The following is a 15718-nucleotide window of genomic DNA, read 5'->3' as shown; positions in this document are numbered from 1 at the left end:
CACAGTCGCTCAGGAGCGTTGGGCGAATGCCGACTCGTAGAGACAGACGGATGCCGCCGTCGCGAGGTTGAGCGACTCGGCATGCCCATAGATGGGCACCTTCACCACCCGATCGGCGAGGCGCAACTGGTCGTCGGGCAGCCCGTGGGCCTCGTTGCCGAACACCCACGCGGTGGGGGCGGTGAGGATGTCGCGAACGCGCGGCAGGTCGGCGCCCTTCACGTCGGCGGCGAGAACCTGCATCCCGGCGGCCCGGACCGCCGCCAGTGCTTCGTCGAGAGTGCCGTTCTGCGCGACCGGCACGTGGAAGAGCGAACCCGTCGTCGACCGTACGACCTTGGGGTTGTAGGCATCCACGCTGTTGCCGGTGAAGATCACTCCGTCGGCGCCCGCGGCATCCGCTGCTCGGATGATCGTGCCCGCGTTGCCCGGGTCGCGGATCTCTTCGAGTATGGCGACCAGGCGCGGTCCGCTCGCGAGGAGGTCGGCGATCTCGACGGAGAATTGCCGGCAGGTCGCGAGCACGCCCTGCGGGGTGACGGTGTCGGCCATCGTGTCGAGTACGGCATCCGAGACGTTGACGACGTCGATGCCGCGCTCGGTTGCCGACTGCACGAGGTCGACGTAGCGGTCGCGGGCGGAGCGGGTGATGAAGATGTCGACGAGCAGGTCGGCTCGGAAGGCCAGCGCCTCGATCACCGCTTGCGGTCCTTCGACGAGGAACACCCCCGTGTCGGCGCGGGCGTGGCGCTTCGCGAGCTTCGCCACGGCGCGCACCCGCGGAGAGCGCGGGTTGTCGATCATGTCCTCAGGTTAAGCGCGCGGGGTGAACGCGGGGTGAAGGCTCGCTCGCGACGGACCCAGAAACGACGCGAGGGACCCCCGCGTGCGGGGATCCCTCGGGCCATAGAACCCTCTATGGCGAGCTAGCTCAGGCTGCGGGCGCGTTGACGTCCGACGGCAGGGCCTTCTTGGCGACCTCGACGAGGCCGGCGAAAGCGGCGGGCTCGTTGACGGCCAGCTCGGCGAGGATGCGACGGTCGACCTCGACACCCGCGAGGCCGAGGCCCTGGATGAGGCGGTTGTACGTCAGGCCGTTCGCCCGGGCCGCGGCGTTGATGCGCTGAATCCAGAGGCGACGGAACTCGCCCTTCTTCGCGCGACGGTCGCGGTAGGCGTAGACGAGGGAGTGGGTGACCTGCTCCTTCGCCTTGCGGTAGAGGCGCGACCGCTGACCGCGGTAGCCCTCCGCGCGCTCGAGGATCGTACGGCGCTTCTTGGCGGCATTGACCGCCCTCTTTACACGTGCCATGTCAGTTCTTTCTTGTCCGGGCCGGGCTTACTTGCCCAGGAGCTTCTTGATGACCTTGGCGTCCTGAGGAGCCAGAACGACTTCCTGGTTCAGGCGACGGGTCAGCTTCGAGGACTTGCCCTCGAGGTTGTGGCGCATGCCCGCGCCCTGCTTCATGACCTTGCCGCTGCCGGTGATCTTGAAGCGCTTCTTGGCACCGGAGTGCGTCTTCTGCTTAGGCATTGCTTTCCTCTTCTTGGGGCTCCGCGGCCTCGCTCGCTGCGGGGCGCGGGGGCTTGTTCTCGGCCTTCTTGGCCTGGGCTTCAGCCTTGGCGTCGACCTTGCTCTTCAGCGGGCCGATCACCATGACCATGTTGCGACCGTCGATGGTCGGGGTGGACTCGACGGTGCCAAACTCTGCGACATCCTCGGCGAAGCGCTGCAGGAGGCGGACGCCCTGCTCCGGACGGGACTGCTCCCGGCCGCGGAAGAGGATCATGGCTTTCACCTTGTCCCCGCCCTGGAGGAAGCCCTCCGCGCGCTTGCGCTTGGTCTCGTAGTCGTGCTTGTCGATCTTGAGGCGGAACCGAACCTCTTTGAGGATCGTGTTCGCCTGGTTGCGCCGGGCTTCCTTGAGTTTCTGGGCCTGCTCGTACTTGAACTTGCCGTAGTCCATGATCTTCACCACGGGCGGAACGGAGTTCGGGGCAACCTCGACCAGATCCAGTTCGGCTTCCTGCGCGAGGCGCAGCGCATCTTCGATGCGGACGACGCCGACCTGTTCTCCTGCGGGACCGACCAGGCGAACCTGGGGGACGCGGATCCGGTCGTTCGTTCTGGGATCGCTGATGTGTGGGTTCCTTTCGCTGTACTGATACGAAGGAAGCATCCACACGGCGCGCTGTGTGCAACAGCTGACCGCACTCACCCTGTCTACCGAGCGTCTCGCGACGACCGGCGGAGTGAAATTCGACCCGATAACCTAGGAACGGTTGTGCGGGTGGGAGGATTCTCCACTTCGTTACCGGGGTTATGGCCCCGGAGCCCGTATGAGAATAGCAGAGGACCCCGCACTTGGCACTTGACGCCTTCGGCCGCACCGTCGACCAGCCTCCTCTGACTGTTGAACCCGAGATCCGCGACATCGCCGAGGTTCCCGCCGTCGAGGTGATCAACACCGTCGCCGTGCATCTGCTCTCGGCCGCCGCCGTGCAGTGCGGGCTCGCCGAAGACGACCCCCGCGTCGACCTCGACGAAGCACGCAAACTCATCGACGCCCTCGCCGGTTTGGTGACTGCCGCCGCCCCGCATCTCGCCGACGTGCACGCCCGACCCCTTCGCGATGGTCTGCGCTCGGTGCAGCTCGCGTTCCGTGAAGCTTCCGCGATTCCCGACCCGATCGGTCAGGGCCCCGGCGAGAAGTACACCGGCCCCGTCACCTGAGTCGCCCACCCTGCCGCTCGCTCATCGACCCGGCACTCCCCCCTCCCCTCGATCCGCGACTTTTCGTCCAGATCGAGTCGTCGGCAGGACGAAAAGTCGCGGATAGAAGTGCGTCGGCGCGCTCAGAGCGACTCGAGGCGCACGGCGATCGAGTCGACGCGGCTCGCGATCACCGAGGATGCCGCCCACGCGTCGCCGAGACGAGCGTGCAGGGCATTGAGTTCGGCGCGGTCGAGCCCGCTGTCGAGGGCGAGTTGCACGATCAGTTCGGGGCCGGTGAGCCGAGCGTCGGGATCCCCGGGCGCGAGTTGCACGGCGCGCACCGCCCGCTCCCCCGTCGTCGCGGCCAGGAACGCCTCGAGAACCCGCTCGTCGAGATAGCAGGGGATGAAACGGGCCCCCGTCGCCAGCGCCTCGAACCCGGTGCGGCGCACGGCGAACTCGGTGGGCGAACCGGGATCGAGCACGATCGCGCCGAGATCGTCGGCGGCGGCGGCGAGAGCGGCCTGCGGCGCGGGCACCGGGATGGGACGCGCGCCGGGATTCCACGTGCGCATCGCGTCGACCGACGAGAAAACCGGAAGCACCGTGCGCCCATCCGGCCCGGCGACGGTGACGAGCGCGAGCTCCTGCGTCTTGTCGACGAGCTGCCCGTGGGCGCCGATCCCCTCGTCGCCGCGTTCGGTGACCAACGGCACCAGCAGCCGGGCGGAACCGAGTGCCGCGACGACCTCGGTCACCCCGAGCTCGCGACTGCGGAACCGCAGCACCGCCTCCACGAGACGCGCATCGGCCGAGCCGTCGTCATCCGCCGCCGGGTTCTCGTGGAACGCCCGCCCCTCGAAGGGGACACCGGCCGAGTCGGCGTGGACCACGAAGAAGCTCAGTCTCCCGCGACGTCGAGCGCTTCGGCGAGCGTGAACGCGCCCGCGTAGAGCGCCTTGCCCACGATCGCGCCCTCGAGGCCCTGCGGCACGAGTTCGCGTAGTTCGGCGATGTCGTCGAGGTTGGCCACGCCGCCGGATGCGATGACCGGCTTCACGGTGCGAGAGCAGACCTGCATCAGCAGCTCGAGGTTGGGGCCCTTGAGGGTGCCGTCTTTCGTGACGTCGGTGACGACGTACCGCGCGCAGCCGGCCTCCTCGAGACGGTCCATGACGGCCCAGAGGTCGCCGCCCTCCTGGGTCCAACCCCGGGCGGCAAGCGTCGTGCCGCGCACATCCAGTCCGACCGCGATCGCCTCGCCGTACTCAGCGATGACGTGGGCCGCCCACTCCGGGTTCTCGAGCGCGGCGGTGCCGAGGTTGATGCGCTTCGCCCCGGTCGCGAGGGCCGCTTCGAGCGTCGCGTCGTCACGGATGCCACCCGAAAGTTCGATATTGACGCGTTTGGGCGTGTTCTTGATGACCTTGCGGATGACGCCGGTGTTGCTGCCGCGGCCGAAGGCGGCGTCGAGGTCGACGAGGTGAATCCACTCCGCGCCCTGGTTTGCCCAGTTGGCAGCGGCCTCGATCGGGTCGCCGTAGCTGGTCTCGCTGCCCGCCTCCCCCTGGGTGAGCCGTACGGCCTTGCCGTCGGCGACGTCGACAGCCGGAAGAAGAGTGAGCTTAGGAGCGGAGTTGAACTCGGTCACAAGGTCGAAAGCGTAGTCGCTCCAACGCCCGGTTCCGTCACAGCGAGCCGATCCAGTTCGAGAGCAAACGGATGCCGGGCTCCCCCGACTTCTCCGGGTGGAACTGGGTGGCCGAGAGCGGGCCGTTCTCGGCGGCCGCGACGAACCGCCCACCGTGGTCGGCCCAGGTCACCCGGGGAGCCGCGAAGGCACCATACACGTCGAGACTCCAGTCGCGCGCCGCGTACGAGTGCACGAAGTAGAAGCGCTCATCGTGGATCCCATCGAACAACACCGAGTCGGCGGGCGCGTCGACGGTGTTCCAGCCCATGTGCGGCAGCACGGGTGCCTGGAGTTCGTCGACGACGCCGGGCCACTCGCCGAGGCCCTCGGTGTCGACGCCGCGTTCGACGCCCCGCTCGAACAGCACCTGCATGCCCACGCAGATGCCGAGCACCGGGCGACCACCGGCGAGCCGACGCTCGATGAGTTCCCCGCCGCGCACCGCGTTCAACGCCGACATCACCGCTGCGAACGCGCCGACTCCGGGCACGACGAGGCCGTCGGCATCCATTACCCGCTGCCGGTCGGCGGTGAGCTCGACCGATGCGCCGGCGCGTTCGAGCGCCTTCACGGCCGAGTGCACGTTGCCGGAGCCGTAGTCGAGGACGACGACGGATTTCGCGGACGCCACGACTACAGCGCGCCCTTCGTCGACGGGATGCCGCGCACCCGGGCGTCGGGCTCGACGGCCTTGCGGAAGGCACGTGCGAACGCCTTGAACTCGGCTTCCGCGATGTGGTGCGGGTCGCGGCCGGCCATGACCGCGATGTGCATCGTCAGCCCCGCGTTGAACGCGATCGCCTCGAAGACGTGCCGCACCATCGAGCCGGTGAAGTGCCCACCGATGAGGTGGTGCGCGAACCCTTGCGGCTCACCGCTGTGCACGAGATACGGGCGACCGGAGACATCCACGACCGCCTGCGCGAGCGCCTCGTCGAGCGGAACGAGAGCGTCGCCGTACCGCCCAATTCCCGACTTGTCGCCGAGCGCCTGCTTGATCGCCTGTCCGAGCACGATGCCGGTGTCTTCGACGGTGTGGTGCACGTCGATGTCGGTGTCGCCGGACGCCTTCACCGTGAGGTCGACGAGCGAGTGCTTGCTGAACGCCGTCAACAGGTGGTCGAAGAACGGCACCGTGGTGTCGATGCTCGACGTGCCCGTGCCGTCGAGGTCGAGGCTGAGCTCGATCGACGACTCGCTCGTCTGACGCGAGAGGCTGGCTTTTCGAGAGTTACCGGCGGTGCGGGAGGCCATGCGGCCAGCCTACCGAGCGCCACCTTCGCCCAGCGCCGCCAACGCCGACAGGAAGTACGTCGTCTCTTCCTCGGTGCCGGCCGTGACGCGGAGGGCCCCGGGCAGGCCGACATCCCGAATCAGGATGTCGCGCTCGCGCAACGCACGGAACGTCGCCTGGGGAGACTCGACGCCGTCGAAGAGTACGAAGTTCGCCTGGCTCTCGTGGGCGCGATATCCGAGCACCGGGAGCTCCGCCAGCAGCCGGTCCCGTTGACCGCGGATGTCGTCGACCATGGCGAGCATTTCCGGCGCGTGGCCCAGCGCCGCAACGGCCGCCGCCTGGGTGAGCGCGGAGAGGTGATACGGCAGTCGCACCAGTCGCAGGGCATCGGTGACGGCGGCATCGGCGGCGAGGTAACCGACCCGCACGCCCGCGAACGCGAACGCCTTGCTCATCGTGCGGGACACGATGAGCCGCTCCCGGCCGGGCAACAGGGTGAGGGCACTCGGCACCTCATCGGGCATGAACTCGGCGTAGGCCTCGTCGACGAACACGATGCCGCGCGACGCCGCGTAGACCGCCTCGATGGTCTCGATCGACAGCGGCGTGCCGGTCGGGTTGTTCGGCGCACAGAGGAAGACGAGGTCGGGGTCGGTGCGCTCGATCGCCGCGACGGCCGTCTCGGGCGAGATCGTGTACCCGGCATCCCGCTCGGCGGTCACCCACTCGGTGCCAGTACCGGCCGCGATGATCGGGTGCATCGAGTAGGTGGGCGGGAAGCCCAGCACCGCGCGGCCTGGGCCGCCGAATGCCTGGAGAACGTGCTGGATGATCTCGTTCGACCCGTTCGCCGCCCAGATCTGGTCGGCGCGGAGCCCGTGGCCCAGGTAGCCGGCGAACGCCTCCCGCAGCTCGAGGAACTCGCGGTCGGGGTATCGGTTGGCGCCGAGCACGGCCCGGGCCAGCGACTCGACGATGTCGCGCGCGACCGCTTCGGGGATCGGGTGGGTGTTCTCGTTGACGTTGAGCGCGTAGCGCACGGCATCCTGCGGCGCCCCGTAGGGCGTGGCGCCCTTCAGGTCGTCGCGGACGGGAAGATCAGAAAGGGAAACCACCGCGCGAGTCTACTGAGCGCGGGCCCCGCGGCTCAGTCGGTGTACTGCGGGGGGATCGCGAGCTCTTGCCCCGGCTGGATCACCGCCGAGTCGAGCTGGTTGAACGCTGCTACCTGAGCGGCGAACTCGCGCGGGTCTTCGGCGGGAGCGACGTCGGCGGCGATATCCCACAGCGACTGCCCGGCATCGACGGTGACCCAGGTGAGCGAATCCGAGGCCGCATCTCGGGTGGCGACGGCTCCCCCGGCGCCCAGCCCGAAGACGAGGCTGGCGATCACGAGCGGAACCACGGCGAGGGCGGTGAATACCGCACGACCGCGCCGGGTCAGGCGAAGCCGGGGCGTAACCATTCGCTGCGTCGGCAGGTAACTCACGACTGCGGTCATCTCGTCCTCCACGGGTTGCTGTGGTGTGAGTCCCGCTTCCGGAACCCCTGGCGGCCGGGCCGGGGGTTCCGGAAGCGAATCTCTGTTCCGAACATACCTTCGATCGAACGTATGTTCAACCTCATTCGCTCGATTTCTCGACGAATCAGCCGACACACTCGAACGAATGTTTGCCGAAGCGACCTCGACCGGATACAGTTTCGATCGCCGGGATGATTCGATCACCGACCACCGACATCGGGCAGACGACCGGCTACTAGAGGAGGAAGCGTGGACGAGATCCAGGACCAGGACGCCGCTCTGGAGCGCCAGCGCACGCGCCGACGCACCTCGCTGAGCGAGAAGCAGACCGCGATCCTCGAGATGATCCAGCGCTCCGTCGCGACGCGTGGGTACCCGCCGAGCATGCGCGAAATCGGGGATGCCGTCGGCCTTTCGTCGCTCTCGAGCGTGACCCACCAGCTCACCCAGCTCGAACTCTCCGGCTACCTACGCCGCGACCCGAACCGGCCGCGCGCCCTCGAAGTGCTCATCGAACTTCCCGGTACGGAGTCATCCGACTCGGGCATTCCCGTCGGCGACGCCGCGATGGTGCCGCTCGTCGGACGCATCGCCGCCGGCATCCCGATCACCGCCGACCAGCAGGTGGATGAGGTGTTCCCGCTCCCCCGCCAGCTCGTGGGCAAGGGTGACCTGTTCATGCTCAAGGTGGTCGGCGAGTCGATGATCGACGCCGCCATCTGCGACGGCGACTGGGTGGTCGTGCGTCAGCAGAAGAACGCTGAGAACGGCGAGATCGTCGCGGCGATGCTCGACGGGGAGGCCACCGTCAAGGTGTTCCGGCAGCGCGACGGCCACGTCTGGCTGCTGCCGCGCAACTCGGCGTTCGAGCCGATCGTCGGGGACGACGCCGAGATCCTCGGTCGCGTCGTCGCGGTGCTGCGCTCGGTTTAGCGGTCTCGACACGCGGCCTTCGGCCGCTACTCGACCACCGAGGTGGGTGGCCTTCGGCCGCTACTCGACCACCGAGGTGGGTGCGTGGCGGGTGAGCCAGCCGCGCACGAGGGTCATGAAACCCGCGTGGTCGTCGCGGAACACCGTGTGACCCGACCCCGCGATCGTCGTCACCGTCATGCCGAGGTCACGCAAGGTCGAGGCCGCCGTGCGCGAGATGAGCAGGCTCCTCTCCGCGAGAATGACCAGCGATGGCGCGACGAGCCGGCGCGGGGGCACGAGGGGGCGCGTGTTCGCGAAGCCGAGGATCGTGCGCTTGTCCCACACCCGTAGGGTCGCGAGCTCGAGTTCGATGTCAGCAGCGCTCCATCCGGGATTGAGCCGGCGCAACAGCCACGCGCTCGGACGAGGCGCCAACGTGAACATCGTCTTCACCGCGACTCCGCGCATGCCGCCGGGGAATGAGAAGGCGGGGTCGACGTAGATCGCGGCGCGCGGAGAGAATCGCTCGGCCACCAGGCTGGCGACCAGAGCGCCGAGCGAGTGACCCATGAGCAGGTCGGGCGGCGAGTCGAGCTCCGTTTCGAGCGTCTCGGCGACGTCCTCCGCCCACCCGCGCGGCGAGTACCGGCGTGAACGCGGGCTGACCCCATGGCCGGCCAGGTCGACCGCGACGACGCGGTAGCCGTCATCCCGGAGGTCGGCCGCGACGCGGTGCCAGGCGCGGTGATCCGACATCATGCCGTGGATCAACACGGCGGTGCGTGGCCCGGAACCGGACCGATGCACGGCGAGTCGCATGCCGTGACCCTAGCCGCGTGGGCTGGACGCTGGCCCAGCCCATGCGGTGAGCTTGCCGAGGGCTCAGCCGTCGAGCGCGGCCCGGATGATGCGCGCGATGCGGTCGGTCGCGACCAGCTTGATGCGCGTGCCGTCTTCCTCGTACTCCGTCTCGAGCACTCGCGCCTTCTGGTGCGCGAGCGAGATCACCTCGCCGCGGTCGTAGGGCACGAGCAGGTCGAGCTCGACATCCCACTGCGGCAGCGTGTCGGCGATGCGCTGCCGCAACTCGTCGATGCCTTCACCCGTGCGAGCACTGACGAAGACCGCACCCGGCTCGAGGCCGCGCAACACCAGCCGACGGTCGTCGTCCAGCAGGTCGGCCTTGTTGAACACCACGATCTCGGGAAGGTCGCGCGCGCCGACCTCGCCGATGACGTCGCGTACCGTCGCGAGCTGCGCCCCCGGGTCGGGGTGGGCCCCGTCGACGACGTGCACGATGACGTCGGACGCGCCGACCTCCTCGAGTGTCGACCGGAACGCTTCCACCAGTTGCGTCGGCAGGCTGCGCACGAACCCGACCGTGTCGGCGAGCGTGAACTCCCGGCCGTCGGGGGTCGACGAGCGGCGCACCGTCGGGTCCAGGGTGGCGAACAACTGGTTCTGCACGAGCACGCCGGCCTGGGTCAGCCGGTTGAGCAGGCTCGACTTTCCGGCGTTCGTGTAGCCGGCGATCGCGACGCTCGGCACCTCGAAGCGGTCGCGGTTGGCCCGCTTCGCCTCGCGCGCCGGAGCGAACCCCTTGATCTGCCGGCGCAACTTCGCCATGCGGTCGTGGATGCGGCGCCGGTCGAGTTCGATCTTCGTCTCACCGGGACCACGCGAGCCCATTCCGGCGCCGCCGGAGCCCACCTGGCCACCGGCCTGGCGCGACATCGACTCACCCCAGCCGCGCAGACGCGGCAACAGATACTCGAGCTGCGCGAGTTCGACCTGCGCCTTGCCTTCGCGGCTCTTCGCGTGCTGGCTGAAGATGTCGAGGATGACGGCGGTGCGGTCGATGACCTTCACCTTCACCTTGTCTTCCAGCGCGCGTCGTTGGCTCGGGGCGAGCTCGGTGTCGGCGATCACGGTGTCGGCACCGAGGGCGGTGACGATGTCGCCGAGTTCCTGCACCTTGCCGCGCCCGAAGTAGGTCGACGGGTCGGGATGCGGGCGACGCTGCAACACCCCGTCGAGCACGACGGCGCCCGCCGTCTCGGCGAGGGCCGCGAGTTCGCGCAGGGAGTTCTCGGCGTCCTCGGCATCCCGGTTGTACACGCCGATCAGCACGACGTTCTCGAGACGCAACTGCCGATACTCGACTTCGGTGACATCATCGAGTTCGGTGCTCAGTCCGGGCACGCGGCGGAGTGCCGCGCGCTCCTCGCGGTCGAACTGCTCGCCGTCGAGGTCGGCGGTGCTCGTCTCGTCGTCGTGCAGCGCCTCGGCCCGGCGCTCGCCGAACCGGCTCACCGTCGCTGCCCGCGTGAGCTCTGTCGCGAGTACGCGGTCGACGTCGCGATCAGGCTCGCTGGAGCCCTCGTTGGAGTGCGCGGTGGAAAGGGATTCGGTCATTGTCGTCTCACCCTAGTTCTGTGGTCTTGGCGTTTTCGGTAGGTTCATACGCATGCCCGCCCCCGAGCACTACTTCTCGGCCAACCCGGGAGGCGAACTCGTGCCCCGCACCATTTCGGTGCGACTCGCCGGGCGCGATCTGCAGCTGACGACCGCGAACGGCGTCTTCAGCCCGGAACGAGTGGATGCCGGAACCTCGGTGCTGTTGTCCCACGTTCCGGCGCCGCCACCCGGGGGCAATCTGCTCGACCTCGGCTGCGGCTGGGGTCCGATCGCGATCTCGCTCGCTCTCGAGTCGCCACGGGCTACGGTCTGGGCGGTCGACGTCAATGAGCGTTCTCTCGAGCTGGTGCGCCGCAACGCCGCGCAACTCGGGCTGACGAACATCAACGCCGTCACCCCCGACGAGGTTCCGGCTGATGCGTTGTTCACGACGATCTGGTCGAATCCGCCGATCCGGGTGGGCAAGAACGAACTGCACGCCATGCTGCTGCACTGGCTGCCGCGACTCGAACCCGGCTCGGACGGCTGGCTCGTCGTTCAACGCAACCTGGGGTCCGACTCGCTGCAACGCTGGCTACAGGCGGAGCTGCCGAGAGACTTCGCGGTCCTGCGCGCGGCCACCAACAAGGGCTACCGAGTGCTGCGCTGCCGGCGTCGTTCGGGACTGACTCAACCGATCGACATCGTCGACAAGACCGTGGTCTCCTAAAGAAGCTTCATAGTCCCCGAGAATACCAGCTCGGCCGGGCCGCTCAGCAGTACGTGGTCGCCGTCCGCGCTCGGCGTAACCCGCACTCCCACGGTGCCGCCGGGCACATCGACCCGCCACGCGTCGGGTGCCGCCTCCCCCGCCCAGTGCCGCGTCGCGAGCGCTGCGGCGGCTGCCCCGGTGCCGCACGAGAGCGTCTCGCCCGAGCCGCGCTCATGGACACGCATGCGGATGCGGCCGACGCCGTCGTGCACGAGCGGTTCCGCCGGCACCACGAACTCGACGTTGACGCCATCGGGAGGAACCGGGGTCACGTGCGGAGCGGCGCCGAGGTCGAGGGCATCCAGCTCGGCGTCGTCAGCCAGGGCGACGACGACGTGCGGGTTGCCGACGCCGACAGCGAGCCCGGGACGGTCGACGTGGAGACCGGTGGCGGCGACCATCGCGTCGCCCGCAACAATGAACGGGCCGAGGTCGACCTCGAAGCCGTCGGCGAGACGGGTCAGTTGTCGCACTCCCCCGCGGGTGCCGATCGCCACCGAGTCACCGACCGGCAGGTCGAGCAGGCCCTGGGCGATGAGATACGCCCCGTAGACACGGATGCCGTTGCCGCACATCTCCGCGGGGCTGCCGTCGGCGTTGTGGTAGTCCATGAACCATTCGGCTGCCGGGTCTTCGGCAAGCGCGGCGGCTCCCTCGGGGAGGTTCGCCGACCGCACGGCGCGGATGACGCCGTCACCACCGACCCCGAAATGCCGGTCGGCGAGTGCGGCGAGGTCGTCGGTGTCGAGGTCGACACGGCCGTCGGGGTCGGCGAAGAGCACGAAGTCGTTGCCCGTGCCGTGCCCCTTGGTGAAGGCGATATCGCGCCCGTCGAACTGCGAAGCCACCAAGCGATGCTATCGGCGCGACCCGGTCACGCGCCGAGCGCAGCCAGGGCCGCATCGACGCGCGCGGGGTCGTCAGCGTCGAGCCAGTGGGTCAGCCGGTAGCGACCGAACCAGCTCACCTGACGGCGGGCGTAGCGGCGGGTCAGGGCGGCCGCCTGTTCGATCGCCTGCTGTTCGGTCAGCTCGCCCCGCGACTGGGCGGCTGCCTGCGCGTAGCCGATCGCCCGGCTCGCGGTTACGCCCAGCCCGGCGGGCAGCAGCCGCTCAACCTCGGCGACGAGGCCGTCGCGCCACATGCCGAGCACCCGCTCGTCGAGGCGCTCGACCAGCCGGGCGCGGTCGGTGCGCAGCCCGATCGTCGTACTCGGCCGCCACAGCTCGCTCTCGGCGGGAATGCCGGCTCCGAACGGCGAACCCGTGATCTCGAAGACTTCGAGGGCCCGCACCAGCCGCCGCCCGTTCGCTGGGCCGATCGCGTCGGCGGCTGCCGGGTCGACGGCGCGCAGTCGGCGGTGGAGCATGCCGGGGCCCTCTGCGTCGAGTTCGGCCTCCAGCCGCGCGCGGATGCCCGCATCCGTTCCCGGGAACTGGAAGTCGTAGAGCACGCTCGAGACGTATAGCCCGCTGCCGCCGACCAGGATCGCGACCGCGTCGCGGGCGAGGACGTCATCGATGATGGCGCGAGCCTCGGTCTGATAGCGGGCGACACTCGCCTCCTCGCGCGGCTCGAGCACGTCGAGCAGGTGGTGCGGGATACCGCGCCGCTCGGCGACCGGAACCTTGGCGGTGCCGATGTCCATCCCGCGGTAGAGCTGCATCGCGTCGGCGTTGACGATCTCGACGCTTCGACCCGAGTCCCGAAGCCGGGTGGCGAGGTCGAGCGACAGCGAAGACTTGCCGGTGCCGGTGGCGCCGACGATCGCGACGAGCACGGGCGTCAGCTCGCGGTGGGGCGGAGGCCGATCGTGGGCAGGCCGAGGTTGACGCGCCCGACCGTATCGACCGGTGCCGACGGAACGGCGCAGGACTCGGCTTCTGCCCGGTCCCAGGCCTCTCCGGCGCGGGTCCGGCGAACCGGCAGGGTGGGACCGCTGGGAGCGGCGATGAGGAAGTGCGGCGCGGCACGGGTGACCTCGACGGTGACGACATCGCCCGGCCGCGGGATCTCACTGCCGTCGGGCACCTCGAAGTGCACGAGTCGGTTGTCTTCGGCGCGGCCCGACAGCCGCCCCCGCTCGACGTCGCGACGGCCTTCGCTGGTGGCGACGAGCACCTCGACGGTGCGACCGACCAGAGCCTCGTTCTCTTCAGCCGAAATGCGTTCCTGCAGCTCGATGAGGCGCTCGTAGCGCTCCTGCACGACCTCTTTCGGCACCTGGTCGGGCAGTGTGGCCGCCGGGGTGCCGGGCCGGATCGAGTACTGGAAGGTGTAGGCCGAGGCGAACCGCGCCTGCTCGACGACGCGCAGCGTCTCGGCGAAGTCATCCTCGGTCTCCCCGGGGAAGCCGACGATGATGTCGGTCGAGATGGCGGCTTGCGGAATCCGGTCGCGCACGCGATCGAGAATGCCGAGGAACTTCTCGGACCGGTATGACCGGCGCATTGCTTTGAGGATGCGGTCGGAGCCCGACTGCAACGGCATGTGCAGTTGCGGCATCACGTTCGGCGTCTCGGCCATCGCGTCGATGACGTCGTCGGTGAACGCGGCCGGGTGCGGGCTGGTGAAGCGCACGCGCTCGAGGCCGTCGATCTCACCGGTGGCGCGCAACAGTTTGCCGAACGCGAGCCGGTCGCCGAACTCGACGCCGTAGGAGTTCACGTTCTGCCCCAGAAGCGTCACCTCGATGACGCCGTCGGCGACGAGCATCTCGATCTCGCTGAGGATGTCGCCGGGGCGCCGATCCTTCTCCTTGCCACGCAGAGACGGCACGATGCAGAACGTGCAGGTGTTGTTACAGCCGACCGAGATCGACACCCAGCCGCTGTGCGTAGAGTCGCGCCGGGTCGGCAGGGTCGACGGGAAGATCTCCAGTGACTCGAGAATCTCGATCTGCGCCTCGTCGTTATGCCGCGCTCGCTCGAGCAGACTCGGCAGCGAACCCATGTTGTGGGTGCCGAAGACGACGTCGACCCAGGGCGCCTTGTCGAGGATGACCGACTTGTCCTTCTGGGCGAGGCAGCCGCCGACGGCGATCTGCATCCCTTCGTGCTCCCGCTTGGTGCTGGCGAGGTGGCCGAGGGTTCCGTAGAGCTTGTTGTCGGCGTTCTCCCGCACGGCACAGGTGTTGATGACGACGACATCCGCCACGCCGCCGTCGGCGCGCACGTAGCCAGCCGCCTCCAGTGACCCGGAGAGCCGCTCGGAGTCGTGCACGTTCATCTGGCAGCCGAAGGTGCGCACCTCGTAGGTGCGCGGCTGTGCGAGCACGGTCATTCTCGAAATCCTACGCGCGCTGCGCCGAGTACCGACGCAGAAGAGGGCCGACGTCTCCGCCCGCCCCCTGCGAAAACGCGCGTCTAATCCTGGGTGAGGGTGAGCGTGAACGTGCCGCCGGTGTACGTGCCGTCGAGGTCGATCGAGTCTTCGGCCACCGCTCCGCTCATGTCGACGTCACCGTCGGTGAACGCCACGTGGATCGCTACCGTGTCGCCGTTCATCGTCCAGGTGTCGCTCGCGTCGTCGTACGCTTCGTCGTTGTAGTCGAGGCCGATGGTACCGTCGCCCTGGAATTCGATGCCCCAGGAGTCGCCGTCGGAGTCAACGCCGCTCCAGGTGGTTCCGGTCAGGTCGATCGTGCCGGTGCCACCACCGGTGTCGCCGCCCGTGTTGCCGCCCGTGTTGCCGCCGGGGAGGCCAGGAAGCCCGAAGCATGCCGTCAATGAGGCAAGCAGCAGGAGGGTTGCGGACGCGGTTCCCAGAGTGCGACGAATGGTCATGACGGTCACCTTAGCGCTGGTGCGGGGTCAGCGGAATGCAACACCGCGCGCGGGTTTCGACGGCAGGGCCTGATCGACGGCCGCGCGAATCGTGCTGCCGCCATAGCCGCGGCGAGCGAGGTAGGCGCTCAGCCGACGCACTGCCGTCTCGCGGTCGACGTGGCGAAGCTGACCGGCGCGCTTGACGGCGATCTCACGAGCCCGAGAGAGCTCGTCGCCCGTGTCGATGAGGTCGAGCGCGTACTCGATGGCCGCGGGCGCGAGGTGTCTGCGGGTGAGTTCCGCGGCGATCGCTGAACGCCCCAATCCTTTGCGTTCCTGCAGGGTTCCGACGAGGTTTTGCGCGAGCGCGATGTCGTCGACGTAGCCGTCGCGCTCGAGCCGCGCCACCTCGTCGTCGATCTCGCCGTCGTCGAACCCACGGTCGCGCAGGTGACGCTCCAGCTCGCGGCGGGAAAGCCCGCGGCGCGCGAGCGCGGTGATGGAGACGTGACGCGCCGCACCCGGTGTCGGTTCGTCAGCGGGTTGGTCGGCGAAGGGGGAACGGCTCGACGACGTCGTCTCGGGAAGGGGGGTTTCCGGAGCCGCCTCGGGCTGCGTTGCGCCGAAGAGGGGCGTTACGCCGGGGAGGTAGGTGACACGCGCGAGCGTGCCGTCGTCGTCGAGCCGTTCCATGGGGGC

20 protein-coding genes are annotated in these 15718 nt (G+C 68.9%); 3 read left to right on the top strand and 17 right to left on the bottom strand.

Annotated features, from left to right (window positions below; translation table 11 throughout):
• Positions 1 to 9: 9 nt before the first annotated feature.
• The 4 genes from WBL06_RS13480 to infC form a co-directional block, all read right to left on the bottom strand.
• Complete coding sequence (locus WBL06_RS13480; RefSeq protein WP_424456890.1) at positions 10 to 804, bottom strand: TrmH family RNA methyltransferase; 795 nt, start codon at positions 802 to 804, stop codon at positions 10 to 12.
• A gap of 127 nt (positions 805 to 931) precedes the next feature.
• Complete coding sequence (gene rplT / locus WBL06_RS13475) at positions 932 to 1312, bottom strand: 50S ribosomal protein L20 (RefSeq protein ID WP_424456888.1); 381 nt, start codon at positions 1310 to 1312, stop codon at positions 932 to 934.
• Between the two features lie 27 nt (positions 1313 to 1339).
• Positions 1340 to 1534, bottom strand: coding sequence for a 50S ribosomal protein L35 (gene rpmI / locus WBL06_RS13470; protein WP_309714126.1), 195 nt, complete (start codon positions 1532 to 1534; stop codon positions 1340 to 1342).
• Entirely contained in the window at positions 1527 to 2180 is a 654-nt protein-coding gene (gene infC, locus WBL06_RS13465) for a translation initiation factor IF-3 (RefSeq protein WP_424456934.1), read from the bottom strand. The genes rpmI and infC overlap by 8 nt, the downstream gene beginning before the upstream one ends.
• 227 nt (positions 2181 to 2407) lie before the next feature.
• Between infC and WBL06_RS13460 the strand changes: the two genes are divergently transcribed.
• Complete coding sequence (locus tag WBL06_RS13460) at positions 2408 to 2734, top strand: DUF1844 domain-containing protein (RefSeq protein ID WP_424456932.1); 327 nt, start codon at positions 2408 to 2410, stop codon at positions 2732 to 2734.
• A gap of 122 nt (positions 2735 to 2856) precedes the next feature.
• Here the strand turns inward: WBL06_RS13460 and WBL06_RS13455 are convergent, their stop codons facing one another.
• The 6 genes from WBL06_RS13455 to WBL06_RS13430 are packed head-to-tail and all read right to left on the bottom strand — an operon-like array spanning position 2857 to position 7147.
• Positions 2857 to 3609 carry an SseB family protein gene (locus tag WBL06_RS13455; RefSeq protein WP_424456886.1) on the bottom strand — a complete coding sequence of 251 codons (753 nt, stop codon included), beginning with the start codon at positions 3607 to 3609 and terminating at the stop codon, positions 2857 to 2859.
• 8 nt (positions 3610 to 3617) lie between these two features.
• Positions 3618 to 4367: a bifunctional 1-(5-phosphoribosyl)-5-((5-phosphoribosylamino)methylideneamino)imidazole-4-carboxamide isomerase/phosphoribosylanthranilate isomerase PriA gene (gene priA, locus WBL06_RS13450; protein ID WP_424456884.1), complete on the bottom strand. Its 750-nt coding sequence runs from the start codon at positions 4365 to 4367 to the stop codon at positions 3618 to 3620.
• Positions 4368 to 4404: 37 nt separating this feature from the next.
• Positions 4405 to 5040 carry an imidazole glycerol phosphate synthase subunit HisH gene (gene hisH / locus WBL06_RS13445; RefSeq protein WP_424456882.1) on the bottom strand — a complete coding sequence of 212 codons (636 nt, stop codon included), beginning with the start codon at positions 5038 to 5040 and terminating at the stop codon, positions 4405 to 4407.
• A 2-nt stretch (positions 5041 to 5042) separates the two neighbouring features.
• Complete coding sequence (hisB, locus tag WBL06_RS13440) at positions 5043 to 5663, bottom strand: imidazoleglycerol-phosphate dehydratase HisB (protein ID WP_424456880.1); 621 nt, start codon at positions 5661 to 5663, stop codon at positions 5043 to 5045.
• Between the two features lie 9 nt (positions 5664 to 5672).
• Positions 5673 to 6761 carry a histidinol-phosphate transaminase gene (locus WBL06_RS13435; protein ID WP_424456878.1) on the bottom strand — a complete coding sequence of 363 codons (1089 nt, stop codon included), beginning with the start codon at positions 6759 to 6761 and terminating at the stop codon, positions 5673 to 5675.
• Positions 6762 to 6793: 32 nt separating this feature from the next.
• Entirely contained in the window at positions 6794 to 7147 is a 354-nt protein-coding gene (locus tag WBL06_RS13430) for a LysM peptidoglycan-binding domain-containing protein (protein ID WP_424456876.1), read from the bottom strand.
• 300 nt (positions 7148 to 7447) lie between these two features.
• Between WBL06_RS13430 and lexA the strand changes: the two genes are divergently transcribed.
• Positions 7448 to 8101: a transcriptional repressor LexA gene (lexA, locus tag WBL06_RS13425; RefSeq protein WP_424456931.1), complete on the top strand. Its 654-nt coding sequence runs from the start codon at positions 7448 to 7450 to the stop codon at positions 8099 to 8101.
• Between the two features lie 60 nt (positions 8102 to 8161).
• On the opposite strand, the gene WBL06_RS13420 is transcribed toward lexA, so the two are convergent.
• On the bottom strand, positions 8162 to 8902 hold the full coding sequence (locus WBL06_RS13420; protein WP_424456874.1) for an alpha/beta fold hydrolase: 741 nt from the start codon (positions 8900 to 8902) through the stop codon (positions 8162 to 8164).
• A gap of 63 nt (positions 8903 to 8965) precedes the next feature.
• Positions 8966 to 10498 carry a GTPase HflX gene (gene hflX / locus WBL06_RS13415; protein ID WP_424456873.1) on the bottom strand — a complete coding sequence of 511 codons (1533 nt, stop codon included), beginning with the start codon at positions 10496 to 10498 and terminating at the stop codon, positions 8966 to 8968.
• A 52-nt stretch (positions 10499 to 10550) separates the two neighbouring features.
• Here hflX and WBL06_RS13410 point away from each other — a divergent pair, with 52 nt between their 5' ends.
• A complete protein-coding gene (locus WBL06_RS13410; protein ID WP_424456872.1) occupies positions 10551 to 11210 on the top strand; it encodes a class I SAM-dependent methyltransferase in 660 nt (219 codons plus the stop codon).
• Here the strand turns inward: WBL06_RS13410 and dapF are convergent.
• From dapF to WBL06_RS13385, 5 genes are all read right to left on the bottom strand, one after another.
• Entirely contained in the window at positions 11207 to 12100 is an 894-nt protein-coding gene (gene dapF, locus WBL06_RS13405) for a diaminopimelate epimerase (protein ID WP_424456870.1), read from the bottom strand. The genes WBL06_RS13410 and dapF overlap by 4 nt on opposite strands.
• A gap of 26 nt (positions 12101 to 12126) precedes the next feature.
• Complete coding sequence (gene miaA, locus WBL06_RS13400; RefSeq protein WP_424456929.1) at positions 12127 to 13041, bottom strand: tRNA (adenosine(37)-N6)-dimethylallyltransferase MiaA; 915 nt, start codon at positions 13039 to 13041, stop codon at positions 12127 to 12129.
• On the bottom strand, positions 13038 to 14534 hold the full coding sequence (gene miaB / locus WBL06_RS13395; RefSeq protein WP_424456868.1) for a tRNA (N6-isopentenyl adenosine(37)-C2)-methylthiotransferase MiaB: 1497 nt from the start codon (positions 14532 to 14534) through the stop codon (positions 13038 to 13040). The genes miaA and miaB overlap by 4 nt, the downstream gene beginning before the upstream one ends.
• 83 nt (positions 14535 to 14617) lie before the next feature.
• Entirely contained in the window at positions 14618 to 15037 is a 420-nt protein-coding gene (locus tag WBL06_RS13390) for a hypothetical protein (RefSeq protein ID WP_424456866.1), read from the bottom strand.
• A gap of 27 nt (positions 15038 to 15064) precedes the next feature.
• The gene (locus WBL06_RS13385) at positions 15065 to 15712 is read right to left on the bottom strand and encodes a regulatory protein RecX (protein ID WP_424456864.1); all 648 of its coding nucleotides are present in this window, start codon (positions 15710 to 15712) and stop codon (positions 15065 to 15067) included.
• Positions 15713 to 15718 lie beyond the last annotated feature (6 nt).

Source organism: Pseudolysinimonas sp. (assembly GCF_049651805.1).
Classification (GTDB): Bacteria; Actinomycetota; Actinomycetes; order Actinomycetales; family Microbacteriaceae; genus Pseudolysinimonas_A.
Note: the sequence above shows the minus strand (reverse complement) of the source record. Positions and strands in the feature narration are given on the sequence as shown.

Excerpts from the sequence above, each read along its gene's own strand:
- WBL06_RS13420 (WP_424456874.1), bottom strand. The coding sequence starts at position 8,902 with ATGCGACTCGCCGTGCATCGGTCCGGTTCCGGGCCACGCACCGCCGTG.
- infC (WP_424456934.1), bottom strand. The coding sequence starts at position 2,180 with ATGCTTCCTTCGTATCAGTACAGCGAAAGGAACCCACACATCAGCGAT.
- WBL06_RS13430 (WP_424456876.1), bottom strand. The coding sequence starts at position 7,147 with ATGACCGCAGTCGTGAGTTACCTGCCGACGCAGCGAATGGTTACGCCC.
- WBL06_RS13385 (WP_424456864.1), bottom strand. The coding sequence starts at position 15,712 with ATGGAACGGCTCGACGACGACGGCACGCTCGCGCGTGTCACCTACCTC.
- hflX (WP_424456873.1), bottom strand. The coding sequence starts at position 10,498 with ATGACCGAATCCCTTTCCACCGCGCACTCCAACGAGGGCTCCAGCGAG.
- WBL06_RS13410 (WP_424456872.1), top strand. The coding sequence starts at position 10,551 with ATGCCCGCCCCCGAGCACTACTTCTCGGCCAACCCGGGAGGCGAACTC.
- rplT (WP_424456888.1), bottom strand. The coding sequence starts at position 1,312 with ATGGCACGTGTAAAGAGGGCGGTCAATGCCGCCAAGAAGCGCCGTACG.
- miaB (WP_424456868.1), bottom strand. The coding sequence starts at position 14,534 with ATGACCGTGCTCGCACAGCCGCGCACCTACGAGGTGCGCACCTTCGGC.
- WBL06_RS13480 (WP_424456890.1), bottom strand. The coding sequence starts at position 804 with ATGATCGACAACCCGCGCTCTCCGCGGGTGCGCGCCGTGGCGAAGCTC.
- hisB (WP_424456880.1), bottom strand. The coding sequence starts at position 5,663 with ATGGCCTCCCGCACCGCCGGTAACTCTCGAAAAGCCAGCCTCTCGCGT.
- rpmI (WP_309714126.1), bottom strand. The coding sequence starts at position 1,534 with ATGCCTAAGCAGAAGACGCACTCCGGTGCCAAGAAGCGCTTCAAGATC.
- WBL06_RS13390 (WP_424456866.1), bottom strand. The coding sequence starts at position 15,037 with ATGACCATTCGTCGCACTCTGGGAACCGCGTCCGCAACCCTCCTGCTG.